This window comes from Flavobacterium sp. ABG (assembly GCF_001027725.1).
GTDB classification, from domain to species: Bacteria; Bacteroidota; Bacteroidia; order Flavobacteriales; family Flavobacteriaceae; genus Flavobacterium; species Flavobacterium cupriresistens.
In genome coordinates, this window is sequence record NZ_LEKS01000007.1 from 250,237 (window position 1) to 276,095 (window position 25,859).

Here is a 25,859-nt window from a genome sequence, read left to right on the forward strand (position 1 = left end):
AACTCTATTTTCACAGCTGTTTTGTGATCTTATAAATTCTCCTGAGGTTCTTTAATTGAATTAAAACTCCATCTTTCTGGCAGGAACGCCAAAAACCGTAGTATTTTCTTTTACATTTTTTATTACCAAACTGGCTGCTCCGACTGTTGCTCCTTTTCTGATAATTACATTTGGTAAAACTGTTGCTCTTGTATTTAGGCAAACCTCGTCTTCCAGTATTGCATATCCGCCCGTAAAGCTGTAAGCGTTCAGATGGCACCATTTTCCAATTTTAGAATCGTGTCCGATAGCGACAAAGCCTTGTATCGTTACAAAGTCACCTAAAACCGAATCGTTACTAATATTAGAATACATAAAACAGATGAGGCCTGTGCCCAGTTTTACATTGGTATGAATAATTACGGTAGGATGTATTAAATTAATAAACTTTCCTCCTTTAGCAATGATTAACTCGATATAATGCTTTTTCCATTTTACGCTGCCTAAAGCGCAGCAAAAGACATCATTCTCCTCAATTACATAATCTTCAACAGTACCGATAATTTCAGGATATCCTTCAAAACCAACTAAGGCATCCGCTTTATCGTCTAAAAAACCTTTTACTACATAGTCTTTTTCATAACCTTCACACTGTAGGGCTAAATTATAAACTTCACGTCCATAACCTCTTGCTCCTATTATTATTAAGTTTTTCATTATTCTATTATTAAATTACAGGCTCCCCAAGAATATCCAACTCCAAAACCAGCCAATACCATATTTTTACGATGCTCCAACTTTCCTTCTTTTAAGGCTTCATATAAAGCAATCGGAATTGTTGATGAAACGGTATTACCGCAATGTTGCATACTGATATAAAACTTATCTTCTGTTATTTTTATTTTCTTCCTAAGATAATTCAGCATGTATTTATTGGCCTGATGAAAAACAAACAAATCAATATCATCTTGACTCAAACTTGCTTTTTCAAGCATTCCCTGAATCAATTTCGGAACAAATTCACCTGTGAAATTAAAAATCTCACTGCCATTCATAAACAAATTTTTATCGTTTCGAACATTTCCGAATTCATCACTTATATCTTCATTATCCTCTAAAACCGGAAAACGCATTCCGCCTTGTTTTACTATTAAGTTCTCAGCGCCTTTACCGTCTGTTCCAAAAACAAAATTACCAATGGAGCAAAACCCTTTTTCACTGGAAATTAAGGTTGCAGCAGCAGCGTCTCCGAAAATCGTTTTATTGCTTTTGTCTTTTGGATGTATAAACTTGGTATAGGTTTCTGAAGTAATCAGCAAAATGTTTTTAGCCATTTCGCCCGCAATTAAACCCTTAGCGAGACTTAAACCATATACAAAACCGGAACATCCTAAATTATAATCTAATGCGCCAATTGTGGTTTCAAGACCTAATCTCTCCTGAATTATACAGGCGGTTGTTGGTAAAAAATAATCCGGACTTTGTGTGCAAAATAATAAAAAATCAATTTTTGATCGATCGATATTGTGCTCTTTGAATAATTTTTCGGCAGCTTTTACAGCCATATCGGACGAAAATTCGTCTTTGGCACTAATATGTCTGACATTGATGCCTGTTTTAGAACTGATTTTCTCAATGTCCCATTCCGGAAATTCCTGATTAATCAAATCATTAGATAAAATTTCTTCTGGCAAATAATACGAAATAGCTTGAATATTAGCTTTCATGCTGTAAAAATTTTAAATACGTTTTTTGAAAATGATGTACACGTTCTTCCTCATCCGATAGTTTTCCGGACAAATTCGTGTGTCTTACTCCTTGCTGAACTAGTTGACAAACTGTTTTATCTTCATCAAATACTTGTCGGTTGAAGTTGATTAATGATTCTTCAAAACCTTTAATCAAAATCGATTTTTCCTTCGTACTTTCAGTTGATGCTGTAAAAACATAACTTGTAAATTTTGAAATATCCGGCGAAACTGGCTCAATAACAGAATAATTATACGATATACCGTGTGTAGTTGAAATCAATAAATTTGGAAAAATCAATATGTGCTTATACCCTCCAATGTCGTAAACTCTTGGTGAAAAATAAGTATCTATTTTTTTATAACCTCCTTTATCTCTTGCAATATTCAATTCACTGGTCCAACTGGAGTTGTTTTCGTCAAATTCGAAGTCTAATCCGGATGGCTCTAACTTGGCAAGCGTTTCGGCATGAACCAAACCTACATGATAACTTTCTAAGGTATTTTCAACAATAACTTTCCAATTAGATCTAATTTCCATTGTATTAACGTCTATTTTATCTCCTAAAGACAAAGACATTTCTTCCAATTCATTATAAAAAACACCTATAAAATCTTCAAGAGGTTCTACATTTTCATTTGCGGAAACAAAACATAAATTACCACAAAATGAAACTTTAAATTCTTTAAGTTTCATTTCGCAAAGCTCCTCTTTAGAAAACTTTTTAAACAAGGGTTTCTTCGGAATTCCACTTGGAATACCGTCTTTATCGTATGCCCAGCCATGATACGGGCACATTAAAGGTCTGTTCCCTGATTGTTCTTGCTGAATTATCGAAAACCGATGCGAGCAAACATTCAAAAAAGCTTTAATATTTCCTCTAACATTTTGAACTACAATCGGGGTATCTGAGATCTTTAGTGTAACAAAGTCATTGTCTTTTTCAAAATCAGATTTAAACCCTACAAAATGCCACACTTTATTAAACAGCATTTCGCTTTCCTTGGCGAAAATAGCATTGTCATAATAATGTACAGCAGGTATATTTGAATTCATATTCTTTTATTTCAGTGTAAATCCTCCATCAATAATCAGATCAGAGCCTGTCATCCATTTACTTACATCACTTAGCAAATACATGATTAATCCCGCAACATCGGCCGGTTCGCCATAACCTAAAGGATACTCCAATTCTGCTTTCTTTAATTCTTCATCAGACACTACATCACTTGCCTGCTCAGTCATTGCCGTTTTTATAATTCCGGGGCTCACACTATTAGATCTTATCCCTTGTGATGCCAATTCTGAAGCCAGAACCTTTGAGAAAGCACTCAAAGCTGCTTTTGATGCGGTATACATTGCGGTACCGGGAACTCCTAATTTTGAAGAAATGGACGATACAAATACTAATGATCCTCCTTTTTTCAATAATTTACCTTTCATTAATTTCTGACTCAGCACCACATTACTGTCAAAATTGGTACCAAAAACAGCATTTATTTTATTCTCATTTAAGAATTTAACCGGTAAATATTCTACCACACCGGCATTAAAAACAACACCGTCATAAGGAGTACTTTCGCTTATTAAGGTTGCTAAATTAGCAGAATCAGAAAGATCGATTATATGTACTTTATGATCATTTCCTTTTAATAAAGATAATGTTTCATTTAATTTCTCAACATTTCTTCCGATAATGGTCAATTTTGCACCCAACTCAGAAGCAGTAATAGCGATCTGTCTTCCAATTCCTGAAGAAGCACCGGTAACCAATATGTTTTTATCTTCTAATGTAATCATAATTTATAATTCAATTAATTCTAGAGATTCTATTTTGCAGTCTTTTGCTAACATTGTACCCCATGATAAACCTACACCAAAGCCACACATGATTAAATTTGACGGTTTATTTAAAACTGCTTCTTTTAACTCAGAAACAATAGTCAGCGGAATGGTTGCAGAAGACGTATTTCCGAAATTTTTCAAAGAATACGGAACTTTCTCTAGTGGTAGTTTTAATTTTTTTGCGATCATTTTGTTCATCATCATATTGGCCTGATGAAAAACAAAATAGTCAATCTGATCTTTATCAAGTTCAAATGCAGCAATAAGTTTGTTGACGGTTTTTGGCGCTTGTGTAATGCCAAAGCTAAAAACATCCATTCCGTCTAAAACCAAATCGCAAGAACTTCTTTCTATTCCTTTTTCGATTGTTTGTACTTGTAGTGAATCAGAGTTGATTCTGTTTCTTGATCCTCCGTCGGGAACAATAATGGTTTTATAGCCCGATCCGTCAGAACCTAAATCAAACAACAATTCTGCATTATCTGAAAGTTCTAATGCAGTTGCAGATCCTGCATCTCCAAAAAGAGGTAACGTACTTTTGTCTGTTTTTGAAACAATCTTACTGATTGTATCTCCTGCCAGCAATAATCCTTTTTTAATGCCGGTTGTTTTCATCATACTTGCCAAAATCGACAAACCATAAACATAACCGGAACATCCTAAAGGCACATCAAAAGCAATACAGCTTGTTGGCAATCCCAGTCTGTCCTGAAGTATCGCCGCAGAAATTGGTAAAATATAATCGGCCGTCTGCGAAACAAAAACCAAAATTTCTATTTCTTCTTTTTGCCAGTTCAGGTCTTTAATTACTTTTTCAGCAGCCTCACAGCACAAATCAGAAGTACAGATTTCTTTAGCGGCAACACGTCGCTCTTCCACTCCGGTTACATCTATAAATTTCTGAATTTCATCTTCTGCCAATATATCTAAATCTATATTGCGCTCCGTATTTTTCGGAACACAACATGATATACCTTTTATTGCAATATTATTTACTGAAAAAGTAGCCATTTCAATTACCCTTTATTTTTGATTATTTCGAAGATATCATTTAATGTATTGGAAGATTTAATATCATCTCCCGTCAATTTCACTGTGTATTCTTCATCTGCCATTGCGATTAACGACAAAGCCGTAAGAGAATCCCATTCTTCCAAATCTCTAAAAACAGTTTCTTGTTTTATTAATGTTGCATCTGTATCATCTAAAATGTCTGCAAAATTTTGCAAAAAAGTGTTAATCTCCATAGTATTCCTAAATTTGTATTATTTTAATTCTGTTTTTATTTTTGTACCAAACAAAAGGGAAATCCTTTACTTTATTCTAAGAAAACGATTCTTAAAATATTGTTTTTCAAAGCCTCAAGTACATCTAATAAAGGTTCTCTTTTTTATAATTCCCGCTTATGCTGATAAATCAGCATTCTTTTGTTATTTTTACCCCGCAAATATAACAATAGTTTGCCCTTAAAGGTTAATTAAACTTACTAAATCCATAATAAAATGATTCCTGTTACCAAAACTTTTCTACCTCCACAAGAAGAATACAATTCTTATGTAAAGCGTGCCTGGGATAAAGTTTGGCTCACAAATCGTGGTGAACTCACATTAGAACTTGAAGATAAACTTAAAAAATATCTCGATGTTCCTCATATTACAATTACTAACAACGGTACAATACCGCTGCAAATTGCCTTAAAACTATTTGGCAAAGGCGGAGAAATAATCACTACACCTTTTTCTTACGTAGCTACTTCGGCTGCTATTGTATGGGAAAATTGTACCCCTGTTTTTGTTGACATCAATCCGGAATACTTAACGATAGACGAAACTAAAATTGAAGCTGCTATAACTTCAAAAACAACTGCCATACTGGCTACTCACGTTTTTGGAAATCCATGTCATATTGAGGCGATAGAAACTATTGCAAAAAAACACAACCTGAAAGTGATTTATGATGCTGCACATTGTTTTGGAGTGACCTACAACAAACAATCAGTATTTAACTTTGGGGATGTAAGCACTTGCAGTTTTCATGCCACCAAATTATTTCATACCGGAGAAGGTGGTGCCATGTTCTGTAATGACGATGCAACACAACAGCAATTGTTTTACAGTCATAATTTTGGACATAACGGACCATTAGCCTTTCACGGACTTGGAATTAATGCTAAGATTTCAGAACTGCAATCAGCCATGGGATTAGCTCTTTTTCCTTATATGGAGCATATTATTGCAGAAAGAAAAAAGGTAACTGATTTTTACAATAGTCATTTGAATTTCGAAAACCTTAAAAGCATAAAAATCAGAGAAAACACCGAGTGGAATCATAGCTATTACCCTTTACTTTTCGAATCTGAAGCTGTCTTATTAAAAGTTCAGGAGGCATTAGCAGAGGAAAACATTATACCAAGACGTTATTTCTACCCTTCCTTAAATACCATTACTTATACTAATGGTGCTGAAATGCCGGTATCAGAATCTATCGCCTCCCGAGTAGTTTGCCTGCCGTTATACGTTGGTCTTTCTACAATTGATCTGGAGAAGATTGTCGCTATTATAAACAAATTAACTTCATAAAAAGCAGTATCGTTTTTTGCGAAGTATTACAATTACAAAGTAAATTTTTCAATTATGAGTCAGGATATCAATCAGGAAATAATCAACGCCTACGAAGTTATTAAAGAAGGCGGAATCATCCTTTACCCTACCGATACGGTTTGGGGAATTGGTTGTGATGCCACCAATCCGGAAGCAGTTGCCAAAATATACAAACTCAAACAACGTGCAGAAACACAAAGTATGATTGTTTTGATGAATGGAGAAAAAATGATGTACAACGTTTTTAAAAACATTCCTGAAGTTGCCTGGCAGCTTTTAGACTTGTCTGAAAAACCAACTACCTTAATTTTGGATGAACCGAGAAATGTTGCTGCAAATATAATTGCAGCTGATAATTCGCTTGGAATCCGCCTCGTAAAAGAACCTTTTTGTTTTAAACTATTAGAGCGAATGAAAAAACCATTGGTTTCTACTTCTGCTAATATTTCAGGACAACCAACACCCATCGCTTTTAAGGATATCAGTCCCGAAATTGTAAAAGGTGTTGATTATGTGGTAAAATTAAATCAGGATAAACTTGCCGGAAAACCATCAACGATTATCAAATTAACGAACGATTCTCAGGTGAAGGTTATTCGCAAATAGATTTTTGTGTAAAATGTAAAATGGTCTTGGTTAAATTGTTGATTTGAAAAATGTAATGACGTGATTTAATCAAGGTTCGCAAAGTTTAATTATAACATTACGACTTCTTTTTAATTTTACACCTATTTTTTTTGCACGCAGATTTAGCAGATTAGGCTGATTTTATTTACTTTTTATAAAAAATCTGTGCAATCTCTACCAAATCTGCGTGCAAAAGAAAATCTTTCCGAACCTTTTTAATCGTAAAGTAAAAACAAGGTTTTACGCAAAGTTAGCTATACCTATACACCTAAAAACCTCAGAAACTTTGAGCCAGCAAACCTAAAAACTCAGAAACTCAGCCTCTCAGAACCTCAGAAACTTTAAAAAAAAACTAAACCGTTTTCAAACTCTCAATCAGCCAGTCAATATCTTCTTTGGTGTTGTAATGGCTGAATGAAATTCGTAGGTTTGGCAGTTTTAAATCTTCTTCTGAAAGCATTTCTTTTAAAACATGGGAAGGTTTAATACTTCCGGATTGGCAGGCACTTCCTCTGGAAACTGCGATTCCTTTCATGTCTAAACTAAACAAAAGCATAGCAGTTTTATCGGAAGAAAAAGGAAGAATGATATTGATGATATTGTAAAAATCTTCTTTTTTACCGTTGATTCTAAAGCTTGGGAAATGAATTTCAAGCTGCTCAATAAGGTACATTTTCAAATCTGAAATGTATGTTCTTTCCTGATCTAAATTTTCATAAGAGAGCGCCAACGCTTTTGCCATTCCCGCAATTTGGTGCACGGCTTCTGTACCTGCGCGAAGTCCTTTTTCCTGCTCTCCTCCAAAAATAGAAGGCTGTAATCCCGAATTTCTTCGAATAAAAGCAAATCCGACTCCTTTGGGACCGTGAAATTTATGCGCACTAGCCGAAATAAAATCAACAGGCGTTTTTTGCAGGTCTATTGCTGTTTTGCCGACAGATTGCACCATATCAGAATGAAACAAAGTATTGTATTGCTTACAAATAACACTTACTCTATCCAGATCCAGAATAGTACCGGTTTCGTTATTTACATGCATTAAACTTACGATAGTCTTCTTTTCTTCAGACAACAAATTGGACAAATGAGTCAAATCAATGCTTCCATCGGGATTGATTTTTACATAATCAACCTGAATAGTATACTCCGCTTGCAAAGCCAAGGCGGTATACAAAACAGCATGATGCTCAATTTTAGTCGTAATAATACGTTCTATTTTAAGATCCTTTACTGCAGAACGCAAGATCCAATTATTGGCCTCAGTTCCTCCTGAGGTAAAAATAATTTCCTGTGCAGAACAGTTTAGGTATTTGGCAATACTTTTTCTGGAAAGCTCCAGAATTGTTTTACCGTTTCGTCCAAAGCTGTGAGTTGAAGATGGATTACCAAAATCATCGGTCATGACTTTTGTTATTTCCTGAATAACTTCAGCACGCATAGCAGTTGTCGAGGCGTTATCGAGATATACTTTTTTCATTGCGGCAAAGTTAAGAAATATCAATTGTGAATTCTTAAATATCAATTGCCAAATTTTTCACTATTTTTGACCCAAATATATTTATGATGAGAAAATATGCATGCCTTCTGTTATTCGCCCTTATATTAAACGGCTGCGATGATGGTGATGTAACTGTTGAAACATTAGATTTTAGCGACATCAAACAAGCTTCTAGTTGTCCTAGTAGTAACAATCAATTGGTTTATAAAATTAAAAGTCAGGAATCACTGCTTTTACAATTGGATGAGGACACCTTCGAAAACGAACCAACACTTCCTGGTAAACCAAATACATATCAGATCGATGATAATAAATTCAAGCTTTACTATAGAAGTTACGACGGACCTGTAGGAATACCAAACATTTGCGACTTCATTCCTCCCACAACACCAAATGTGATTAATGAATGGTATGCAAAATCCGGAAGAATTGAAATTGCGACTACAGCAATAACATCTACAAACTCAACCACCAATGCTATCACAATTACAGGATACAGTCATAATATTGTCATCAAAAATATAACCTATTCAGTATCCAGTCTGGATATCACACAACCTCAGGTTGTTTTTGGTGATTTTACAACAACCGTAGCTGATGTGGATAAACTGGATTTAGCCTTCACCAGACCACTAGTACAATGTCCTACTTCAAAACAAATCTACACCTACAATACCAAATCTGCAATGACAATTGATGCTATTGATCCTCTATTAATTAAAAATGAAGCAACAGCTGCAAATTCCCCAAGAAGAGGATTAATCGGGTCAACTGTAAACAAGCTTTTGTATAAATTATTTACTGGCCCTCCAGTTAGTGACGATTACTTTTGTGGTACAACTATACCAACTACACCTACAGTAAAAGAGACCTGGACCGGAGTCGATGGTGTAGCTAATACAACTGGTATTATAGAGGTAACCACAACTACAGCTGTAAACAATCAGTTCAAACACACAATTGTACTTAAAAATACTTCTATAAAAAAAGGAAACAACTTTGTTAATTTAGGAACCAGTTATGTATTGGGGGAACTATTAACGAAATAACCGACCTTAATTCCTGTTTGTAAAAAAGTTTTTTTTCTTACAAAAAAGAAGTCCGTTTTCATGCTAATTTAATTTCAAAATTAGTTCTGAAAACGGACTTTTTTTTACCGTATATTCTGGGTGATCTCACACCCAAAAAGTACTTTACTTGGCATTTTGCCTAAAATAAACTTCGGTCGCTCCTAAGCCATATTTTTGATAATTGGCGTCTTGAAAATCTACCCCGTCATATCGACCCAGCAAAAAGTCAAGTTCTGATTTTAAAATTCCTTCGCCAACTCCGTGAATAAAAACTATTTTCGGAATCCGGTTTCTAATCGCAAATTCTATGTGTCTTTTTGCCGTCTCCGTCTGTAAAGTTAAAATATCATAATTCGACATTCCGCGTTTGTTCGGAACCAGTTTTTCGATATGCAAATCAAATTCCGGAGCCGAAATTTCGCGTTTATCTTTGCGTTCTTTCACAAAACTTCTTGGTTTTGGCTCTGTTTTCTCTTTTGTAATCTCATCTAAATTAATTCTTTTAATAGAATTCATTAAATTACTGGTATCTTGTATTTTAAGTAATTCATTGACAAAAAATGTCATCATGAATCCATCCTCCGTTTCAATCAAAACCTCCTTGTTTTTAACTGAAACCACTACTCCGTTTATGGCCTCGTCTAAAACAGAAACCTTATCTCCTTTACTTAACATCTTCTTCTTCTTTATCCTGGTTTTTACTTGGTGTTTTTGCACTCAACTGCATCATTCCATACATGAAAACCACTATGGCAATTATCATGATATAGATATTTTTCTCTGCTGAAACCTGCTCATATAAAGCGACCGAAATGGCAAGTAGCATTATTAAAATTTTAAAAGCTTTCATATTTTTAAATCATAAGAACTCAAAAGTAAGAAACTTTAAAATAGCAGTTCTTACCTCCGGAAACATTATCATATATTTTTTGTAAAATTGTAAAAATTAAAACCCATGAGTTTAGAACATTATATGCTCCCCTGCCCTTTCAAAACGCTCTTTGGAATAGAGTGTTTAGGCTGTGGTTTTCAACGTGCTTTATTCTTACTTTTTCAGGGTGAACTTTTAGCCGCTTTTAAGATGTATCCGGCACTCTATTCTACGCTTCTTTTTTTGGGTTTTATCCTTTTGTATTATTTCGACAAATCAAAAAACTACACCAAACTACTTTGGATTTCCGGAATCTTAAATGCCCTTTTTATGGTTGTGGGATATTGGTATAAACACTTTTAAATTCAAATATTACACTCCAATTATTTTTTAATCTGATTCAGAATATCATCCATCATTTCGATTTGTACTTTCTGAATTTCGATTAACTCCTGTTGTTGGTGCATGATCAAATGATCAATTTTATCGTGAATCATTCTAATTTCCAATTCCGATTTTAAGTTAATCATATAATCTTTTTTGGCACGATTTCTATCTTTTTCTTCCTGACGGTTCTGACTCATCATAATTACCGGAGCTTGTAATGCGGCAATACAGGATAAAATTAAATTAAGCAAAATAAAAGGATAAGGGTCGAAACCTTTATTCACCAAAATCCAGACATTCAAAGCAATCCAAACGATGATAAAAAACAGAAATGAGATTATAAACGTCCAACTCCCTCCAAAATCAGCTACCTTATCGGCTATTTTTTGTCCAAAACTTCTGTTCTCATCTTCATCCTCAACAATACTCACTATTGATTTATCTTCTTTTAATGACTCAATAACATTCTTTTCAAGATCCGAAAGGGCTCCAATCTCCGTAGATAAATAATTGGAGATGTATTTCTGACGATACGCATTCAATTCCTTAACCGCTATGAAATCACTATCGCAAAAAGCCGGATAATCTTTTACAATAAGGCCTAAAATAGGATCGTGAATCGATTTTCCCGAAATTTTATCCTTTGCAGGGAAAGACAAATTAGAAATAGCACTTTTAAAAGTCGGATTGTTTTTCATTTTAATGTGTTTTAACTGCTAATTTAAGCATTTAACTTATTCCGAATCACAATAAATTAGTAGTCTGTTATTTTTCTTTATTTATCACAAATCCAATTCGCAAAACAAAATTTCTTTAGGCAAATCATGCCTTTGTTTCCAAAAAACACCTTACTTTTAAGGCTTCAAAAATATTCATTCAATTTTACAATTGTGTCAAAAGAACTTATCATACAAAATATAAAAGCGTTAAAAAGTCATTTAAATATAAATTACGGGATCAAAACCAAAACGGAAGACTTTACCGAAAAGCTTTTTTACACTCTTTTTGATTCTAATGCAGCGTTAGACCAAAGTATCCAGGAACTTGAAGTACGATTTAAAGAGATTGCTATTCTGGCCTGCAAAAAACCGGAAAACTTGTGCGAGTCGATCTGGGAACGTTTTCTGGAAAAACTTCCGGGTGTCTTAGAAAAACTAAATGAGGATGCAGAGTATATTTTAGAAAACGATCCTGCCTCTAATAGTATTGACGAGGTTTATTTAGCCTATCCGGGCTTTTATGCCATTGCTATTTACCGATTAAGTCACGAATTGTACCTTATGGACTTGTTACTCTTCTCGAGATTAATGAGTGAATATGCACATCGAATTACCGGAACCGACATTCATGCCGGTGCTACTATTGCTTCACCGTTTTTTATTGATCATGCCACCGGTATTGTTATTGGAGAAACCACCGTTATCGAAAAACATGTCAAAATTTACCAAGGTGTTACTTTAGGTGCTTTGAGTGTAAGCAAAGAAATGAAAAATGCCAAGCGCCACCCAACCGTGGAAAAAAATGTTTGCATTTACGCAAATGCGACCATTTTAGGAGGAGAAACCGTTATTGGCAAAAACAGTATTGTAGGAGGAAATGCCTGGATCACCAAATCGATTCCCGCCGACTCTATTGTAACAAATACCACCACTACAGAAATTAAAATAAAAGAAAAAAGATAATATGGGTCCACAGAAACTGCTAAACCTAATTGGAAACACACCATTGATGGAAACAGTCAATTTGGTTAAAAATAAAAATGTAAAACTGCTATTAAAATTAGAAGGAAATAATCCCGGCGGAAGCGTAAAAGACAGAGCCGCTTATAACATGATTGCATCGGCACTTGAAAGAGGCGACATCAAAAAAGGAGACAAACTAATTGAAGCAACCAGTGGAAATACAGGAATTGCACTTGCGATGATCGCTCAATTGTTTCAAATAGAAATAGAATTAGTATTACCGGAAGATTCTACAAAAGAACGAACGCAGACCATGCGTGCTTATGGCGCTACAGTGATCTTAACACCTGCCAGTGAAGGAATTATCGGTTCGCGTGACTATGCCGACAAAAAGGTCGCAGAAGGCGGTTATTTGATGTTAAATCAATTCGCCAATGAAGACAACTGGAAAGCGCACTATAAAACTACCGGACCAGAAATCTGGAACGATACTGAAGGAACGGTAACCCATTTTGTTTCGGCAATGGGAACAACCGGAACAATCATTGGGACTTCGACTTATTTAAAAGAAAAAAATCAGGACATTCAGATCATTGGCGCACAGCCAAGCGATGGTTCTCAGATTCCGGGAATTCGCAAATGGCCAAAAGAATACTTACCTAAAATTTTTGATGCTTCAAAAGTTGATACCGTTATTGATATCAGCGAAGACGAAGCCCGTCAAATGACCAAACGTTTAGCGCTTGAAGAAGGTGTTTTTGCAGGAATGAGCAGCGGAGGTTCTGTTGCAGTAGCTTTAAAAATAGCAGAACAATTAGAATCGGGAGTTATCGTAGCCGTAATCTGCGATCGTGGGGATCGCTATCTTTCTTCTGATTTATTTGATTAAGAAAAAGAGACTAAGTTTCTGAGATGCTAAGTCAAAAAGTTTTCTTTTCATTGTAAATCAAAATTTATCATTTTAGCCTCTCAGAATCTTATTCAAATTAAACAGAATCTTCCATTATAAGACTAAACGCAGTCACTTCAAACAAAAAATTCCATTCCAAAATTAAACTCAGTACCTTAGCCCCTCAGGAACTTAGTCACTTCAAACAAAAATGCTTACAAAATCAAATTTCAAAGAATGGTTTAACAGGTATAAATATGCTGAATTAGCAAGTACAACAGCAGCACTTCTGACCTCATTCTTCAGCACAATCTACAGCGGATTAACAACAGCCTACCTTATTACCTTTGCCGAATATCTTGCTTTTTACGGGACTATTCTGGTTTCTTCTTATAGAAAAATTGCACAGCAGAATAAACTTCAAAACAAAACAACCACATTTGGTGAGATTGTATCTCTTGTCAAAAATTTAGTTTTAGAGTTTGGATATCCGGCGTTTTTAGATTTTTTAGTCGTTCGCCCTTTTTGCATGTATTGGATGCCAATCTTATGCGGGAACTATTTCTTCGGAATTATTCTGGGAAAAATAACAGCAGATACTTGTTTCTATTTTTTCACCATTATCAATTACGAAATCATCAAGAAAAGATCCTAATCAGAGTTCAAAAACGATTTTAAATTCAGCTCCTTTATTTTTTCCTTCACTGGTAGCACTTAAGATGCCTCTATTTCTCTCTATGATTTTTTTACAGAGATAAAGCCCAATTCCGGTTGAGGATTCTTTTGCTGTTCCTAATCGGCTCATTGTGGTGAACTTTTTAAACAATTCATCAATTTGATGTTTGTCAAAACCAATCCCCTTGTCAGTGACCGTAATGATCAATTCTTCATCTTCAAAATAGATTCTCACTTTAATTTCACTGTCAAAGTAAGAAAATTTTATTGCGTTACTGATCAGATTCACTAAAACCTGAACCAACAAACCTTCTTCGATTCTCAATTTAGCTTCAGATAGCTCTAAACTCAAAGTCAGCTTAATATTTTTATCAATCAGTCGTTGTTCGACCTGCTCATTGATAAAAGGCAAAATATTAGGGAATACAATCGTTTTTAATTCCTGATTCATTTTTACAATCTGATCCTGTTCATTCAACAATTTAATAAAATTATCGATATATCTAAATTGTAAATTAGTGGATTCACAAATCAAACCGGCCAGATGTTTCACCGAGTCTGACGGATTTTCGCTTATAATGAGATTGGCTAAACCCTGAGGATTCCCTGCAAAGTTTTTTAAATCATGTGAAAGCATATAAATTAAATCCTGTTTTTCATTTATATAACTTTCGGCTTCATAAATAGATTCCTGAATATTACACATTAGCAAACCCGCCTCATCGCTGTATTCCGTTGGCAAAACCGATAATCTTCTGTTATTTCTGTAATCGTCTAAAGATTTTGAAGCCTTTGCTATTGGCTCAATTAAATTCTTTAAAACCAAGAGTGTTATCGCAGTTGCCAGTAAGGTCATTATTAAAGAAAAAACCAAAACAGAAGCCGGTGAAATAGAAGTATCAAAATAAAGCACAAAAAACAAAATACCGATAAGGGGAATATGTATACCTATAAAAGCTACAAACAAGAATTTGAATGCGTAACTCTTCTTTAAAAAGCTAATTTGTGAAAGATTGTGATACAACTTCATAAAAAGATAACAAAACTATAGGTTAAAAATGTAGCTTTTGGGATTATTGCTAAAACAAAGTTACTTTTAAAAGTCGATTAAACTAACAATTTAAAAAAAATGGTAAAATATTTTAAAATTTAAATTTATAAAAGTTTACAAACCCTTATTTTTGCGCTATGGGAAGAAAAAATACAGACAAAGTTGTCTTTCATCAAATTCAAGTTCTTGATGCTGGAGCAAAGGGAGTATCAGTAGCAAAGGCTCCTGACGGAAAAGTGATCTTTATTCCGAATGTGGTACCTGGTGATGTAGTTGATGTACAAACTTTTAAGAAAAGAAAAGCCTATTATGAAGGCAAAGCAGTAAAATTTCATGAATTATCAGAGCATCGCATTGATCCTATTTGCGATCATTTTGGTGTTTGTGGAGGATGTAAATGGCAAAACATGAAATACAGTCAACAGCTGTATTACAAGCAAAACGAAGTAAAAAATCATTTACAACGTATTGGAAAAGTGGAGCTTCCTGAATTCGAAACTATTTTGGGTTCAGACAAACAGTTTTTCTACAGAAATAAAATGGAATTTTCGTTTTCTAACAGTCGTTGGTTAACCGAAAAAGAAATTGATAGTACGGAAGATTTAGGAAACAGAAATGCCTTAGGATTCCATATTCCAAAAATGTGGGATAAAATCCTTGACATTACCAAGTGTCACCTTCAGGAAGATCCTTCGAATGCTATTCGTAACGAAATCAGAGCATTTGCCAACGAGCATAATTTAGCTTTTTTCAATCCTAGAGAGCATTCCGGTTTATTGCGTACTTTTATGATTCGCACGGCTTCAACAGGAGAAATCATGGTTTTGATTCAGTTTTTTGAAGAGGACCAAAAGAACAGAGAATTGTTATTAGATCATTTATATGAAAAGTTTCCACAGATTACTTCTTTGCAGTATGTAATTAATGGAAAAGCAAATGATACCATCTACGATCAGGATGTTAAATTATACAAAGGAAGAGATTATATCCTAGAAGAAATGGAAGGTTTAAAATTTAGCATTAATGCGAAATCATTTTACCAAACCAACTCTGATCAAGCGTATGAATTGTATAAAATAACACGTGATTTTGCAGGTCTTTCCGGCAACGAAACGGTTTATGATTTATATACAGGAACCGGAACTATTGCTCAGTTTGTTTCTAAAAAGGCAAAAAAAGTAATCGGGGTAGAAAGTGTACCAGAAGCTATTTTAGACGCTAAAGCCAATGCAGAACGCAATAATATTACCAATTGTGAGTTTTTTGTTGGAGACATGAAAGTCGTATTTAATGAAGCTTTTATTGCACAACACGGAAAACCTGATGTAATTATTACGGATCCGCCAAGAGATGGTATGCACGCTGCCGTTATTGATCAGATTTTGAAAATTGCACCTAAAAAAGTCGTTTATGTGAGTTGTAATTCAGCAACGCAGGCACGTGATTTAGCTTTGATGGATGAAAAATACAAGGTAACACGTGTCCGTCCGGTAGATATGTTCCCGCAAACGCATCATGTTGAAAATGTTGTACTTTTAGAACTTAGATAACAAAAATATACATGAAAAAAATAATCTCTTTTTTATTGCTTTTTGCTTTTGGTTTATCCGGCTGCGAGAAAGATGACATTTGTGATGCAGATACACCAACAACGCCACGTTTAGTAATCTCCTTTTATGATATAACCAATGCATCTATAAAAAAGAATGTAAAAAACCTTAAAGTAATTGGTGAAAAACAAGATAATGGTATTGTTTTTAATAAATCCGGTATTGGTGATGCAATGTACATAACCAATGCTAATTCAATTTCCATTCCTTTAAGAACAGATGCTGACACGACAACTTATACGTTTATTTACGACTCGGGAAATCCGAATTCTCCTGAGTTTAACAAGGATGTACTGGAATTTAAGTACACGCGTCAAAACATTTATGTTTCAAGAGCTTGTGGTGTTAAAACTATTTTTAATCTAGAAGCTTTCATTCGAATAATCCCTGATGCTGACAACCCTTGGATGAAACAAATTAACATAAAAAAAACTAACATTGAATACGAAAATGAGACACATGTTGAAGTATTTTTTTAGTATTCCTCTCTTGTTTTCAATGTTTATGGTTCAGGCACAAGAAACAACCAAAACAAAAGAAACTGTTCAGGAAAAACCAAAATCGGAAATCAAAAAACCAGCTGCTCAGCAGGTTACAACGGACACAATCCCACCAAAAACAGATCGATACGGTCTGCGCGTTGGTGTTGATGTCTACAAACTAACACGTGGTTTTTACGACAAAGATTATAAAGGTGTTGAATTTACAGGTGATTTTCGTCTGACGAAAAAATACTATTTAGCGGCAGAACTTGGTTTTGAAGACAAAACCACTGATGACGACAGAGTAAACTCCACCGCAACAGGAACGTATATAAAAGGAGGTTTTGACTACAATACGTATCAAAACTGGCTTGATATGGAAAACCTTATCACTATAGGCTTGCGAGGTGGTTTTAGTACTTTTAGTCAACAATTAAATACTTATAAAATCTATAATCGAGATCCTTACTGGTCATCACAAGAATCAATTGTTTCAGGTGAGAAATACAATGGTCTTACTGCTGCCTGGCTCGAAGTCGCTATGGGAGTTAAAGCAAAAGTTTTCAATAACGTATTTGTTGGTTTTGGTGTTCAGCTAAAACTTTTGGTAAGCAATAAAGAACCAGGGAATTTTGAAAATCTTTATATTCCCGGTTTTAACAGAACCTATGACGGAAATTTTGGAGTAGGTTTTAATTATACCGTTTCTTATTTTATTCCGCTTTACAAGAAAAAAGTAATCATTCCGGAGATTAAAGACATTCCGAAGAAATAGGTTTTTCTTAAGTTGCTAAGTTCCTAAGTTGCTAAGCTTCTAAGTGGCTAAGTTTCTAAGTTTTTTAACTGAGAAAAATATAGCAAAAAAATAAGCCCCAGATTCATGAATCTGGGGCTTATTTTTTATGAGAGAAACTCAATCTCGAACGAATCAAAACCAAAAATTATGATACACTTTGTCTCGTTTTAGAATCTCGCAAAGACGCAGAGTCGCTAAGTTTTTTTCTTAGAAACTCAGTCACTTAGAAACTTAGTCACTTAGAACCTTAGCACCTACCCTATTTCTCTAATTCCTTTTATAAAAATCCATTTCATAAAAAGCTTTTCACCGTCTTTGGTTTTTACTGCTTGAAATTTAGGCGAAATCAAAGTCGCGGCAATAAAAGAGGTCACCGGAATCCAAAGTCCTGTTAATCCGGTATAGCTTGCTACCAAATACCTTCCCGCTATAAACAAAATAGCGAAACATCCCAACTGATATAAAAAACCTCTTACTTGTAGTTTTGTCATTTTTTTTAAAGTTGCTAAGGTTCTCAGATACTGAGTTTCTAAGATTTTTTTAATCTGGTAACTCAACATCTTAGAACCTTAAAATTATTATTTTAAATTGTATAAAAAAGCTTAGCACCTCAGAAACTTAGTCCCTTAGAACCTTTTTTTCTACTCATTAACCTGAAACTTTGTTCTCTTACTTCCCTCGTACATTTCGTACTTCACCAAACGCGCTTCTAAACTTGCGTTGAAAAGTTTGATTTTTCTGGACGGTTTTAATCCAACAAATTTCAGTGCTTCAAGATTGGCTGTAATAAACCAAGCGTTTGTTCCCGGGTAGCTTTTCTTCAAAGTATCCCCAATATTTTTATAGAATTCTTCCATATGAATGTCCAAACGTTCATCATAAGGAGGATTGAAAACCATGTGTAATTTACCTTCAACCGCTTTTTCGCTATCAAAAAAGTTATTTTCCTGAACCGTAACGTAATCTTCTAAATTAGCGTTTCTGATGTTATCTTTAGCTTTATTTACTGCACTTGGTGCTTTATCAAAACCTTTTATAGTGTAATGAAATTCTTTTGTCTTTTTCATCAGACTGTTTACAATCTGATCAAATAAATCGTTGTCCCAGTCTTTCCATTTCTCAAAAGCAAACTCTTTACGATTAATGTTTGCCGGAATATTACAAGCAATCATAGCAGCTTCTGCCAAAAACGTTCCCGAACCACACATTGGATCCAGAAAATGACTTTGTCCTTCCCAACCTGACAACAATAAAATTCCTGCTGCCAAAACCTCATTAATCGGTGCAATATTCGTAGCAGTTCTGTAACCACGTTGGTGCAATGAATTCCCTGAAGTATCCAACGCAACCGAAACCTGATCTTTATCAATATGAATGTTAATTCTTAAATCCGGAAAAGCTTTATCAATACTCGGACGCTGCCCTGTTCGCTCTCTAAATTGATCTACAATCGCATCTTTACACTTTTGAGAAACAAACTCAGAGTGATTAAAATAAGTAGAATGTACTGTAGCATCAATAACAAAAGTCTGATTGGCATTCAATAATTTAGACCAGTTTACACCTGAAATTCCTTTATACAATGCCTGTTCATTATTCGCTCTGAAAGAATATATAGGTTTCAAAACTTTAAGAGCAGTACGCAACGACAAATTGGCTTTGTACATAAATCCTTTGTCGCCTTTAAAACTAACCATTCGCACTCCTTTTTCTACATCCTGAGCACCAAGCGCACGCAACTCATTTTCCAATATTTCTTCAAAACCAAAAAAACATTTGGCTATCATTCTAAAATTTTCTTCCATTTTTTCTCTAAATTAAAACAGATTTCTTATCAATCTCAAATCTGCATTAAAAATTTCACCTTACACACAATGATTCACGAGGTATCATTGCGAAATAGTTATTTTTCGGCAAAAATACACTAAATTTGCGGGACTTTTGAATTAATTGAAATAGAATAAATGTCTGACGCATCGAACTCATCCACACCGAATCAGGAACGTAACACCGAAAATTGGTTTACTTCGTGGTTTGACACTCCCTATTACCACATTCTTTATAAAGATAGAAACTACCGCGAAGCTCAGATTTTCATGGATAATCTTACACATTATCTAAATTTACCTGAAAAAGCAAAAGTACTCGATCTTGCCTGCGGGAAAGGCCGTCACTCTATTTACTTAAACCAATTAGGTTTTAACGTAATAGGAGCCGATTTATCTGAAAACAGCATTGCTGAAGCAAGCAAAAACAGTAATGAGACACTTCATTTTAAGGTGCACGATATGCGTGAGCCTTTTGAAGAAAAATTTGATGCGATATTCAATTTGTTTACAAGTTTTGGTTATTTCGAAAGTGATGACGACAATCTAACCACCTTAAAAGCCATAAAAGAAAGCTTATCCGAATATGGTTTTGCTGTAATTGATTTCATGAATGTAACTCAGGTCTTAGAAACTTTGGTTCCCGAAGAAATTAAAACAGTAGACGATATCGATTTTAAAATCAAAAGATATCTACAAGACGGACATATTTTTAAAGAAATAGATTTTGAAGATAAAGGCCAGCATTTTCATTTTACCGAAAAAGTAAAAGCCTTAACATTAAAGGATTTCGAAGAGTTAATGAATGAAGCAGGTATTTTTCTTTTAGATACTTTTGGAGATTATAAACTAAAAAAGTTTCATAAGACTGAAAGCGAACGATTAATCATGATTTTTAAATAAAATGGTTTAATTGCCTCTTTGTTTAACCGTTGCATCGATTAAACAATCCAACAGTTAAACGATTAAACTTAACAAACGATTAAACAAAAAATGAACTACTTATTACCTTTATTTTCGGTACTTCTGGGCTATATTGTAGCTTTGTTTTTAAAGCCAAAAAACAAATCCAATCTAAAACTTTTATTAGCTTTTAGCGGCTCGTTTTTACTATCCTTGACGGTTATGCACCTGTTACCGGAAGTTTACGCGTCACACAATCATAATATTGGTTTGTTTATCATGGTGGGAATCCTGTTTCAGATCATTCTGGAATTTTTCTCACAAGGCGCAGAACACGGTCATGTTCACGGGCACGAAAAAATGAACCAAATCCCGTGGTTGCTTTTTATAAGTTTGTGTATTCATGCTTTTTTAGAAGGTTTCCCTGTCAGCCATCATCATGATTTAGCGATTGGAATTGCAATTCATCATCTGCCAATTGCCATTATATTAACGACATTTTTTCTAAACGCAAGCTTAAACAAAAAAGCCATTTTTGCTTTTATGCTAACTTTTGCAGTTATGACGCCGTTAGGTACAATCGCATCAGAATATTTGCCGATTTTAAACGAATACTATACAGAGATTACAGCAGTTGTAATCGGTATCTTGTTTCACATCTCCTCTACTATTATTTTTGAAAGTAGCGAAGGGCATAAATTTAATGTCGCTAAAGTGTCGATGATCGTTCTTGGCGTTCTGTTGGCTTTTTTCTTATAATTAACAGCAACAGATCTTAACAAGAGATTTTATTTGACAAATCGCTTACAATACCCACATTTCATAAACATACAGGAGCAGGTTGCTTCTAATTCCTCACAAAAAACTAATTGGTACAAATATATTTCGTTGTTATAAGCCTTAAAACTTTGTAACTTTGAGGCTTTGTAACACAGCACATAAAAGATACCATGATTTTTACAAAAACTACAGAACAAGCATCAAAATATGATCATTTAGAAAAAATGTCTGTCCATGAATTGCTTGCTAATATCAATAACGAGGACAAAACCGTTCCGCACGCTGTTGAAAAAGCGATGCCACAAATTGAAGCTCTTGTAGCACAAGTTGTAGCCAAGTTAAAACTAGGCGGAAGAATGTTTTACATCGGAGCCGGAACATCAGGGCGCTTAGGCGTTGTTGATGCTTCTGAGTGTCCTCCTACTTTTGGCGTTCCGTTTGATCTAGTAAACGGAATTATTGCCGGTGGGGACACTGCAATCCGTCGTGCCGTAGAAAATGCCGAAGACGATGCAGCACAAGCCTGGATTGATTTACAAGCAAATAATATTGGAAAAAATGATATTGTTATAGGTATTGCCGCTTCTGGAACGACACCTTATGTAATTGGAGGTTTAGAAACTTGTAATGAGAATAATATTACCACAGGATCTATTACCTGTAACGCAGGAAGTCCATTAGCCTTAACTGCACAATTTCCAATTGAAGTGGTCGTAGGACCTGAATTTGTTACCGGAAGCTCCAGAATGAAAGCCGGAACTGCACAAAAATTAGTTCTGAATATGATTTCGACTGCAGCCATGATCCAAATTGGAAAAGTAAAAGGAAACAAAATGGTCGATATGCAGCTCAGCAACATCAAATTGGTGGATCGCGGTGTCAAAATGATTATGGGAGAAATCCCTGTTTCATATGAAGAAGCCTCTGATTTGTTGAAAAAATATGGCAGCGTGAGAAATGCTGTTGACAACTATAATTTGTAAAATGTGGAAAGCTTGTGAAATGTGAGATGTAAGATGTTTTTGGTCAGAGTACTATCGATTTGTCATTTCGACGAAGGAGAAATCACATTCAATATTCGACAAAGATTAGCGATTTTCATAACGGAATTTCTTGTGTGATTTCTCCTCCGTCGAAATGACAAGATTGCGAAAAACTTGAAGCCTGAAACCTGAAACAACTTTAAACCTGAAACACTTTTAAACCTGAAACCTTAAAAAAATATGTCAACAAATAAAGAACTACTCGGAAAAGGCATCAAATACGTGACAGGTTCATTACCGTTACTATTCATTGGACCATCCCTAATTTATAACGCTTTTATGAATCAGCATACGAACTGGCACTATTTGGTTTTAGGAATCGGAATTGTAGCTTGTTTAAGTGCCATGTTTTTAATTTTTTATGGATTGAAAATCATCATGAAAGGTTTGTTTAATGATTAAATTTCTAAAATATATTATAAACCTAACAGGTTTTTAAAACCTGTTAGGTTTGCTAAAAAACAACCACAAAATTGTATGGAAAGTCTAATACACATTCAGAAAACATTTGACAAAGTCATTTATATTGATAAAAAAATAAACAATCGCGAGTTTGAAGATTGTGTATTTAAAAATTGTGATTTTTCCAACAGTAATTTTGCTTACAATACTTTTTTAGACTGCGAATTTATAGACTGCAATCTCTCCATGACCAGTTTAGCCGGAACGAGTTTAAAAAATGTGACTTTTAAGAATTGTAAACTTTTAGGAATTGCCTTTAATGAGTGTGATGACTTTTTATTTCAGGTTTACTTTGAGGAAAGCACTTTAGACTACGCTATTTTTTCGAACAAAAAAATGCCCAAAACTAAGTTTATAAACTGTTCGGTGAGAGAAGTAACTTTTATAGGAACCAATCTCACAAGCTCTTCTTTTGATAATTGCAATCTTGAGGGAGCTATTTTTAACGAAACTCAATTAGCGGCGGTTGACTTTAGAACAGCTTATAATTACAAAATTGATCCCGAGTTTAATCCAATGCGAAAAGCACAATTTGCAACTCAGGGAATTGAAGGCCTTTTAGACAAATATGACATTAAAATTGTTTAGTTATGGATGCAACCGAATCGTATTTAGAAAGTGTTAAAAAGCAATTTTTATATTACAAAATCTTAGGAGAAAAAGCAATGGCCCAACTGGAACCCGAACAGCTTTTTACTGCCATAAATGAAGACACGAACAGTATCGCTACAATCATAAAACACATTTCGGGCAATATGTTATCACGCTGGACTGATTTCCTAACTACCGATGGCGAAAAAGAATGGCGCAATCGTGATGCCGAATTTGAAAATGACTTACAATCAAAAGAAGAAGTTTTGGCGGTTTGGAATAAAGGATGGGATTGTTTTCTGACTACTTTAGAAAATTTAAAACCCGAACAACTTTCCCAAATAATCTACATCAGAAACGAAGGTCATACGGTCATTGAAGCCATCAATCGACAATTGGCACATTACCCCTATCATATCGGACAAATTGTTTTTTATGCCAAACAATTAAAAAAAGACGATTGGAACAGTTTATCAATTCCGAAGAATAAATCGGGAAATTACAATGCCGAAAAGTTTGCCAAAGAAAAAGAAATTAAGAACTTTACGGATGACGAGTTAAAAAAATTGAAATAATCGTATTATCCGTCTAAACGAAGTCAAATGTCGGTCTGAACGAACCCGAATGTCAGTCTGAGCGAACCTGAATGTCAGTCTGAGCGAACCCAAATGTCAGTCTGAGCGAAGTCGAAGACCTACTAAAACTCCTTCGACTTCGCTCAGGATGACTCAAAAAATAACATAAACAAAAAAATGAAAAAAATTATATTCTTACTTCCGTTATTAGCATTAGTATCATGTTACAACGCAGAACACAACTGCAAGGACTTCAAAAACGGAAAATTCAAATTTGAGTTTGAAGTAAACGGTGTAAAAAAAACCACAATATTTGAACGAAAAGACAATATAGAAATTGAAACTTTCGATGGCAAAACAGATACATCAACTGTACGCTGGGTAAGTGATTGCGAATACATTCTGCAAAAAAAACACCCAAAAAATATGGCGGAAGAAAAAGCAATCAGCATGAAAATCCTAAACACTACAAAGGATTCCTATACATTTGAATTTGGAATGGTGGGCTCTGAAGAAAAACAACGCGGAACAGTTCATAAAATAGAATAAATTAAAAGCTCTTAAAAATGGAAGTATTCTTAAACCCCGATGCCTGGATTGCACTCTTAACGCTTACTTTTCTTGAAATTGTTCTGGGAATTGACAATATCATTTTTATATCGATTGTAACGGGCAAACTTCCGGAAGAAAATCGCAAAAGAGCTACCAGAATTGGTTTATTTTTAGCCATGTTCATGCGTATTGCCTTGTTGATGGGGATTTCTTATCTAATTGCGATGAAAGCCATTCTGTTCAGCATAAACTGGGGTTGGTTAAATGCCGATTTTACTGGACAGGCACTGATTTTGTTCTTCGGAGGATTGTTCCTTATCTATAAAAGCACCAAAGAAATCAGCGAAAAAGTAGATCATAAAGGCGAAGAGGAAAAAAACATCAAGACGGCAGCAAAGCAATCCTTCTCCAATGTTATTCTACAAATCTTATTAATCGATTTAATCTTTTCGGTTGATTCAATCCTGACTGCGGTTGGAATGACAAACGGAGTAAATGGCGCTTTGACTATTATGGTAACTGCCGTTATTATTTCGGTGGCGGTAATGATGTTATTTGCAGTTCCGGTTGGGAATTTTGTCAATCAGAATCCTTCTATACAAATATTAGGATTGTCTTTTTTAATCCTTATTGGTTTTATGCTGATTACGGAAAGCATGCACTTATCTGAAGCCACACTTGCAGGAGAACACATTGGCGCGATTCCGAAAGGGTATTTGTATTTTGCTATAACATTTTCGTTGGCTGTTGAATTTGTTAATATGAAAATTCGAAAGAAACAATAATATCTTTCTTAAAAATAAGCTTCTTTTCGGGGAATTTTAACCGCAAAGCGCGCAGAGGGTTTACGCAAAGTTCGCAAAGTTTAGTTATAGCTTTGCGAACTTTGCGTTTTTTCTTTTGCACGCAGATTTAGCAGATTAGGCCGATCTTATTTACGTCTTAAGAAAAACTGTGCAATCTGCTAAATCTTCTAAATCTGCGTGCAGAAAATTAGGTATAAAGTTAAAAAAGTGCCGTAATACTATAATTAAACTTTGCATACCTTACCGTTTAAACTTTGCATACCTTACCGTTTAAACTTTTTAGCTCAAAAGAGACAAAATCATTTTTAATCTTTAAAATCTGTGGCTACTTTTTCTTGCCACAGATTAAACGTATTGGATGGATTTGTTTTTAGGATTGTTTTTTCAATTTCGCACCTTTACTCTTGTAGCAGCATACTCTATTTTTTTTCGCAGTTTATTATAACTTCCCCACAAGTATAAAATTTACAATTAACTTCCAATATTTACGATTTAATAATATATACCTTA

Annotated in this window: 31 protein-coding genes; 18 read left to right on the forward strand and 13 right to left on the reverse strand. The window is 34.6% G+C overall.

Annotation, left to right across the window (positions count from 1 at the left end; genetic code table 11):
• Positions 1–60 precede the first annotated feature (60 nt).
• Genes AB674_RS10025 through AB674_RS10050 form a run of 6 tightly spaced genes read right to left on the reverse strand, consistent with a single transcriptional unit; the run spans position 61 to position 4,820 of the window.
• On the reverse strand, positions 61–696 hold the full coding sequence (locus tag AB674_RS10025) for a sialic acid O-acetyltransferase (RefSeq protein ID WP_047776189.1): 636 nt from the start codon (positions 694–696) through the stop codon (positions 61–63).
• Positions 696–1,706 carry a 3-oxoacyl-ACP synthase III family protein gene (locus tag AB674_RS10030; protein ID WP_047776191.1) on the reverse strand — a complete coding sequence of 337 codons (1,011 nt, stop codon included), beginning with the start codon at positions 1,704–1,706 and terminating at the stop codon, positions 696–698. The genes AB674_RS10025 and AB674_RS10030 overlap by 1 nt, the downstream gene beginning before the upstream one ends.
• Positions 1,696–2,784, reverse strand: a complete 1,089-nt coding sequence (locus AB674_RS10035) for an aromatic ring-hydroxylating oxygenase subunit alpha (RefSeq protein ID WP_047776193.1) — start codon at positions 2,782–2,784, stop codon at positions 1,696–1,698. Before AB674_RS10035 ends, AB674_RS10030 begins: the two co-directional genes overlap by 11 nt.
• Before the next feature lie 6 nt (positions 2,785–2,790).
• The gene (locus AB674_RS10040; protein WP_047776195.1) at positions 2,791–3,528 is read right to left on the reverse strand and encodes an SDR family NAD(P)-dependent oxidoreductase; all 738 of its coding nucleotides are present in this window, start codon (positions 3,526–3,528) and stop codon (positions 2,791–2,793) included.
• A 3-nt stretch (positions 3,529–3,531) separates the two neighbouring features.
• Entirely contained in the window at positions 3,532–4,584 is a 1,053-nt protein-coding gene (locus AB674_RS10045; RefSeq protein ID WP_047776197.1) for a 3-oxoacyl-ACP synthase III family protein, read from the reverse strand.
• A 5-nt stretch (positions 4,585–4,589) separates the two neighbouring features.
• Entirely contained in the window at positions 4,590–4,820 is a 231-nt protein-coding gene (locus AB674_RS10050) for a phosphopantetheine-binding protein (protein ID WP_047776198.1), read from the reverse strand.
• A gap of 255 nt (positions 4,821–5,075) precedes the next feature.
• Between AB674_RS10050 and AB674_RS10055 the strand changes: the two genes are divergently transcribed.
• Together AB674_RS10055 and AB674_RS10060 are read left to right on the forward strand one after the other, a co-directional pair.
• Positions 5,076–6,152, forward strand: coding sequence for a DegT/DnrJ/EryC1/StrS family aminotransferase (locus AB674_RS10055; protein WP_047776200.1), 1,077 nt, complete (start codon positions 5,076–5,078; stop codon positions 6,150–6,152).
• A gap of 54 nt (positions 6,153–6,206) precedes the next feature.
• Positions 6,207–6,779: an L-threonylcarbamoyladenylate synthase gene (locus AB674_RS10060; protein WP_047776201.1), complete on the forward strand. Its 573-nt coding sequence runs from the start codon at positions 6,207–6,209 to the stop codon at positions 6,777–6,779.
• 373 nt (positions 6,780–7,152) lie between these two features.
• Here the strand turns inward: AB674_RS10060 and AB674_RS10065 are convergent, their stop codons facing one another.
• Positions 7,153–8,277 carry a cysteine desulfurase family protein gene (locus AB674_RS10065; RefSeq protein ID WP_047776203.1) on the reverse strand — a complete coding sequence of 375 codons (1,125 nt, stop codon included), beginning with the start codon at positions 8,275–8,277 and terminating at the stop codon, positions 7,153–7,155.
• Between the two features lie 83 nt (positions 8,278–8,360).
• Here AB674_RS10065 and AB674_RS10070 point away from each other — a divergent pair, with 83 nt between their 5' ends.
• The gene (locus AB674_RS10070) at positions 8,361–9,347 is read left to right on the forward strand and encodes a hypothetical protein (RefSeq protein ID WP_131701538.1); all 987 of its coding nucleotides are present in this window, start codon (positions 8,361–8,363) and stop codon (positions 9,345–9,347) included.
• A gap of 144 nt (positions 9,348–9,491) precedes the next feature.
• On the opposite strand, the gene AB674_RS10075 is transcribed toward AB674_RS10070, so the two are convergent.
• The gene (locus AB674_RS10075; RefSeq protein ID WP_047776208.1) at positions 9,492–10,043 is read right to left on the reverse strand and encodes a Smr/MutS family protein; all 552 of its coding nucleotides are present in this window, start codon (positions 10,041–10,043) and stop codon (positions 9,492–9,494) included.
• Positions 10,033–10,218, reverse strand: a complete 186-nt coding sequence (locus AB674_RS10080; RefSeq protein WP_047776210.1) for a hypothetical protein — start codon at positions 10,216–10,218, stop codon at positions 10,033–10,035. Before AB674_RS10080 ends, AB674_RS10075 begins: the two co-directional genes overlap by 11 nt.
• Positions 10,219–10,323: 105 nt before the next feature.
• On the opposite strand from AB674_RS10080, the gene AB674_RS10085 reads away from it, so the two are divergent.
• Positions 10,324–10,602 carry a DUF2752 domain-containing protein gene (locus AB674_RS10085; RefSeq protein WP_047776213.1) on the forward strand — a complete coding sequence of 93 codons (279 nt, stop codon included), beginning with the start codon at positions 10,324–10,326 and terminating at the stop codon, positions 10,600–10,602.
• 20 nt (positions 10,603–10,622) lie between these two features.
• Here AB674_RS10085 and AB674_RS10090 read toward each other — a convergent pair whose 3' ends face one another.
• Positions 10,623–11,324: a DUF1003 domain-containing protein gene (locus tag AB674_RS10090; protein ID WP_047776215.1), complete on the reverse strand. Its 702-nt coding sequence runs from the start codon at positions 11,322–11,324 to the stop codon at positions 10,623–10,625.
• Positions 11,325–11,516: 192 nt separating this feature from the next.
• Between AB674_RS10090 and epsC the strand changes: the two genes are divergently transcribed.
• From epsC to AB674_RS10105, 3 genes are all read left to right on the forward strand, one after another.
• Positions 11,517–12,308 (forward strand): serine O-acetyltransferase EpsC, encoded by a 792-nt coding sequence (gene epsC / locus AB674_RS10095; protein WP_047776320.1) that lies wholly within the window; start codon positions 11,517–11,519, stop codon positions 12,306–12,308.
• A 1-nt stretch (position 12,309) separates the two neighbouring features.
• Complete coding sequence (gene cysM / locus AB674_RS10100; RefSeq protein ID WP_047776216.1) at positions 12,310–13,197, forward strand: cysteine synthase CysM; 888 nt, start codon at positions 12,310–12,312, stop codon at positions 13,195–13,197.
• A 211-nt stretch (positions 13,198–13,408) separates the two neighbouring features.
• Entirely contained in the window at positions 13,409–13,852 is a 444-nt protein-coding gene (locus AB674_RS10105) for a hypothetical protein (RefSeq protein WP_047776218.1), read from the forward strand.
• Here AB674_RS10105 and AB674_RS10110 read toward each other — a convergent pair whose 3' ends face one another.
• The gene (locus AB674_RS10110) at positions 13,853–14,839 is read right to left on the reverse strand and encodes a sensor histidine kinase (RefSeq protein WP_240478080.1); all 987 of its coding nucleotides are present in this window, start codon (positions 14,837–14,839) and stop codon (positions 13,853–13,855) included.
• 221 nt (positions 14,840–15,060) lie between these two features.
• Between AB674_RS10110 and rlmD the strand changes: the two genes are divergently transcribed.
• From rlmD to AB674_RS10125, 3 genes are read left to right on the forward strand one after another with little or no spacing between them, the layout of a single operon-like run.
• Complete coding sequence (gene rlmD / locus AB674_RS10115; RefSeq protein ID WP_047776222.1) at positions 15,061–16,473, forward strand: 23S rRNA (uracil(1939)-C(5))-methyltransferase RlmD; 1,413 nt, start codon at positions 15,061–15,063, stop codon at positions 16,471–16,473.
• A gap of 11 nt (positions 16,474–16,484) precedes the next feature.
• Entirely contained in the window at positions 16,485–17,012 is a 528-nt protein-coding gene (locus AB674_RS10120) for a DUF6452 family protein (RefSeq protein WP_047776223.1), read from the forward strand.
• Positions 16,984–17,790 (forward strand): DUF6048 family protein, encoded by an 807-nt coding sequence (locus AB674_RS10125; protein ID WP_047776226.1) that lies wholly within the window; start codon positions 16,984–16,986, stop codon positions 17,788–17,790. The genes AB674_RS10120 and AB674_RS10125 overlap by 29 nt, the downstream gene beginning before the upstream one ends.
• Positions 17,791–18,065: 275 nt before the next feature.
• On the opposite strand, the gene AB674_RS10130 is transcribed toward AB674_RS10125, so the two are convergent.
• Together AB674_RS10130 and AB674_RS10135 are read right to left on the reverse strand one after the other, a co-directional pair.
• Positions 18,066–18,302: a hypothetical protein gene (locus AB674_RS10130; RefSeq protein ID WP_047776321.1), complete on the reverse strand. Its 237-nt coding sequence runs from the start codon at positions 18,300–18,302 to the stop codon at positions 18,066–18,068.
• Positions 18,303–18,452: 150 nt separating this feature from the next.
• Complete coding sequence (locus AB674_RS10135; protein ID WP_047776228.1) at positions 18,453–19,616, reverse strand: class I SAM-dependent RNA methyltransferase; 1,164 nt, start codon at positions 19,614–19,616, stop codon at positions 18,453–18,455.
• Between the two features lie 159 nt (positions 19,617–19,775).
• Here AB674_RS10135 and AB674_RS10140 point away from each other — a divergent pair, with 159 nt between their 5' ends.
• From AB674_RS10140 to AB674_RS10175, 8 genes are all read left to right on the forward strand, one after another.
• The gene (locus tag AB674_RS10140; RefSeq protein ID WP_047776229.1) at positions 19,776–20,540 is read left to right on the forward strand and encodes a class I SAM-dependent methyltransferase; all 765 of its coding nucleotides are present in this window, start codon (positions 19,776–19,778) and stop codon (positions 20,538–20,540) included.
• Positions 20,541–20,630: 90 nt separating this feature from the next.
• Positions 20,631–21,299, forward strand: coding sequence for a ZIP family metal transporter (locus AB674_RS10145; protein WP_047776231.1), 669 nt, complete (start codon positions 20,631–20,633; stop codon positions 21,297–21,299).
• A 191-nt stretch (positions 21,300–21,490) separates the two neighbouring features.
• Positions 21,491–22,303, forward strand: a complete 813-nt coding sequence (gene murQ / locus AB674_RS10150; protein WP_047776233.1) for an N-acetylmuramic acid 6-phosphate etherase — start codon at positions 21,491–21,493, stop codon at positions 22,301–22,303.
• Between the two features lie 240 nt (positions 22,304–22,543).
• Positions 22,544–22,765, forward strand: coding sequence for a DUF6095 family protein (locus AB674_RS10155; RefSeq protein WP_047776235.1), 222 nt, complete (start codon positions 22,544–22,546; stop codon positions 22,763–22,765).
• Positions 22,766–22,840: 75 nt separating this feature from the next.
• Complete coding sequence (locus tag AB674_RS10160) at positions 22,841–23,413, forward strand: pentapeptide repeat-containing protein (protein ID WP_047776237.1); 573 nt, start codon at positions 22,841–22,843, stop codon at positions 23,411–23,413.
• A gap of 2 nt (positions 23,414–23,415) precedes the next feature.
• Entirely contained in the window at positions 23,416–23,991 is a 576-nt protein-coding gene (locus AB674_RS10165; protein WP_047776239.1) for a DUF1572 family protein, read from the forward strand.
• Positions 23,992–24,168: 177 nt separating this feature from the next.
• Complete coding sequence (locus tag AB674_RS10170; RefSeq protein ID WP_047776240.1) at positions 24,169–24,540, forward strand: hypothetical protein; 372 nt, start codon at positions 24,169–24,171, stop codon at positions 24,538–24,540.
• A gap of 17 nt (positions 24,541–24,557) precedes the next feature.
• A complete protein-coding gene (locus tag AB674_RS10175) occupies positions 24,558–25,328 on the forward strand; it encodes a TerC family protein (protein WP_047776241.1) in 771 nt (256 codons plus the stop codon).
• The last annotated feature ends 531 nt before the right edge of the window (positions 25,329–25,859 follow it).

What these genes read in the sequence shown, in the direction of transcription:
- AB674_RS10025 (WP_047776189.1), bottom strand. Translation starts at nt 696, where the DNA reads ATGAAAAACTTAATAATAATAGGAGCAAGAGGTTATGGACGTGAAGTT.
- murQ (WP_047776233.1), top strand. Translation starts at nt 21,491, where the DNA reads ATGATTTTTACAAAAACTACAGAACAAGCATCAAAATATGATCATTTA.
- AB674_RS10075 (WP_047776208.1), bottom strand. Translation starts at nt 10,043, where the DNA reads ATGTTAAGTAAAGGAGATAAGGTTTCTGTTTTAGACGAGGCCATAAAC.
- AB674_RS10040 (WP_047776195.1), bottom strand. Translation starts at nt 3,528, where the DNA reads ATGATTACATTAGAAGATAAAAACATATTGGTTACCGGTGCTTCTTCA.
- AB674_RS10055 (WP_047776200.1), top strand. Translation starts at nt 5,076, where the DNA reads ATGATTCCTGTTACCAAAACTTTTCTACCTCCACAAGAAGAATACAAT.
- AB674_RS10130 (WP_047776321.1), bottom strand. Translation starts at nt 18,302, where the DNA reads ATGACAAAACTACAAGTAAGAGGTTTTTTATATCAGTTGGGATGTTTC.
- AB674_RS10155 (WP_047776235.1), top strand. Translation starts at nt 22,544, where the DNA reads ATGTCAACAAATAAAGAACTACTCGGAAAAGGCATCAAATACGTGACA.
- AB674_RS10030 (WP_047776191.1), bottom strand. Translation starts at nt 1,706, where the DNA reads ATGAAAGCTAATATTCAAGCTATTTCGTATTATTTGCCAGAAGAAATT.
- AB674_RS10175 (WP_047776241.1), top strand. Translation starts at nt 24,558, where the DNA reads ATGGAAGTATTCTTAAACCCCGATGCCTGGATTGCACTCTTAACGCTT.
- AB674_RS10080 (WP_047776210.1), bottom strand. Translation starts at nt 10,218, where the DNA reads ATGAAAGCTTTTAAAATTTTAATAATGCTACTTGCCATTTCGGTCGCT.
- rlmD (WP_047776222.1), top strand. Translation starts at nt 15,061, where the DNA reads ATGGGAAGAAAAAATACAGACAAAGTTGTCTTTCATCAAATTCAAGTT.
- AB674_RS10085 (WP_047776213.1), top strand. Translation starts at nt 10,324, where the DNA reads ATGAGTTTAGAACATTATATGCTCCCCTGCCCTTTCAAAACGCTCTTT.
- AB674_RS10120 (WP_047776223.1), top strand. Translation starts at nt 16,485, where the DNA reads ATGAAAAAAATAATCTCTTTTTTATTGCTTTTTGCTTTTGGTTTATCC.
- AB674_RS10140 (WP_047776229.1), top strand. Translation starts at nt 19,776, where the DNA reads ATGTCTGACGCATCGAACTCATCCACACCGAATCAGGAACGTAACACC.
- AB674_RS10135 (WP_047776228.1), bottom strand. Translation starts at nt 19,616, where the DNA reads ATGGAAGAAAATTTTAGAATGATAGCCAAATGTTTTTTTGGTTTTGAA.
- AB674_RS10090 (WP_047776215.1), bottom strand. Translation starts at nt 11,324, where the DNA reads ATGAAAAACAATCCGACTTTTAAAAGTGCTATTTCTAATTTGTCTTTC.
- AB674_RS10065 (WP_047776203.1), bottom strand. Translation starts at nt 8,277, where the DNA reads ATGAAAAAAGTATATCTCGATAACGCCTCGACAACTGCTATGCGTGCT.
- AB674_RS10165 (WP_047776239.1), top strand. Translation starts at nt 23,416, where the DNA reads ATGGATGCAACCGAATCGTATTTAGAAAGTGTTAAAAAGCAATTTTTA.
- AB674_RS10045 (WP_047776197.1), bottom strand. Translation starts at nt 4,584, where the DNA reads ATGGCTACTTTTTCAGTAAATAATATTGCAATAAAAGGTATATCATGT.
- AB674_RS10060 (WP_047776201.1), top strand. Translation starts at nt 6,207, where the DNA reads ATGAGTCAGGATATCAATCAGGAAATAATCAACGCCTACGAAGTTATT.
- AB674_RS10070 (WP_131701538.1), top strand. Translation starts at nt 8,361, where the DNA reads ATGATGAGAAAATATGCATGCCTTCTGTTATTCGCCCTTATATTAAAC.
- AB674_RS10170 (WP_047776240.1), top strand. Translation starts at nt 24,169, where the DNA reads ATGAAAAAAATTATATTCTTACTTCCGTTATTAGCATTAGTATCATGT.
- AB674_RS10105 (WP_047776218.1), top strand. Translation starts at nt 13,409, where the DNA reads ATGCTTACAAAATCAAATTTCAAAGAATGGTTTAACAGGTATAAATAT.
- AB674_RS10035 (WP_047776193.1), bottom strand. Translation starts at nt 2,784, where the DNA reads ATGAATTCAAATATACCTGCTGTACATTATTATGACAATGCTATTTTC.
- AB674_RS10160 (WP_047776237.1), top strand. Translation starts at nt 22,841, where the DNA reads ATGGAAAGTCTAATACACATTCAGAAAACATTTGACAAAGTCATTTAT.
- AB674_RS10050 (WP_047776198.1), bottom strand. Translation starts at nt 4,820, where the DNA reads ATGGAGATTAACACTTTTTTGCAAAATTTTGCAGACATTTTAGATGAT.
- AB674_RS10125 (WP_047776226.1), top strand. Translation starts at nt 16,984, where the DNA reads ATGAGACACATGTTGAAGTATTTTTTTAGTATTCCTCTCTTGTTTTCA.
- cysM (WP_047776216.1), top strand. Translation starts at nt 12,310, where the DNA reads ATGGGTCCACAGAAACTGCTAAACCTAATTGGAAACACACCATTGATG.
- AB674_RS10145 (WP_047776231.1), top strand. Translation starts at nt 20,631, where the DNA reads ATGAACTACTTATTACCTTTATTTTCGGTACTTCTGGGCTATATTGTA.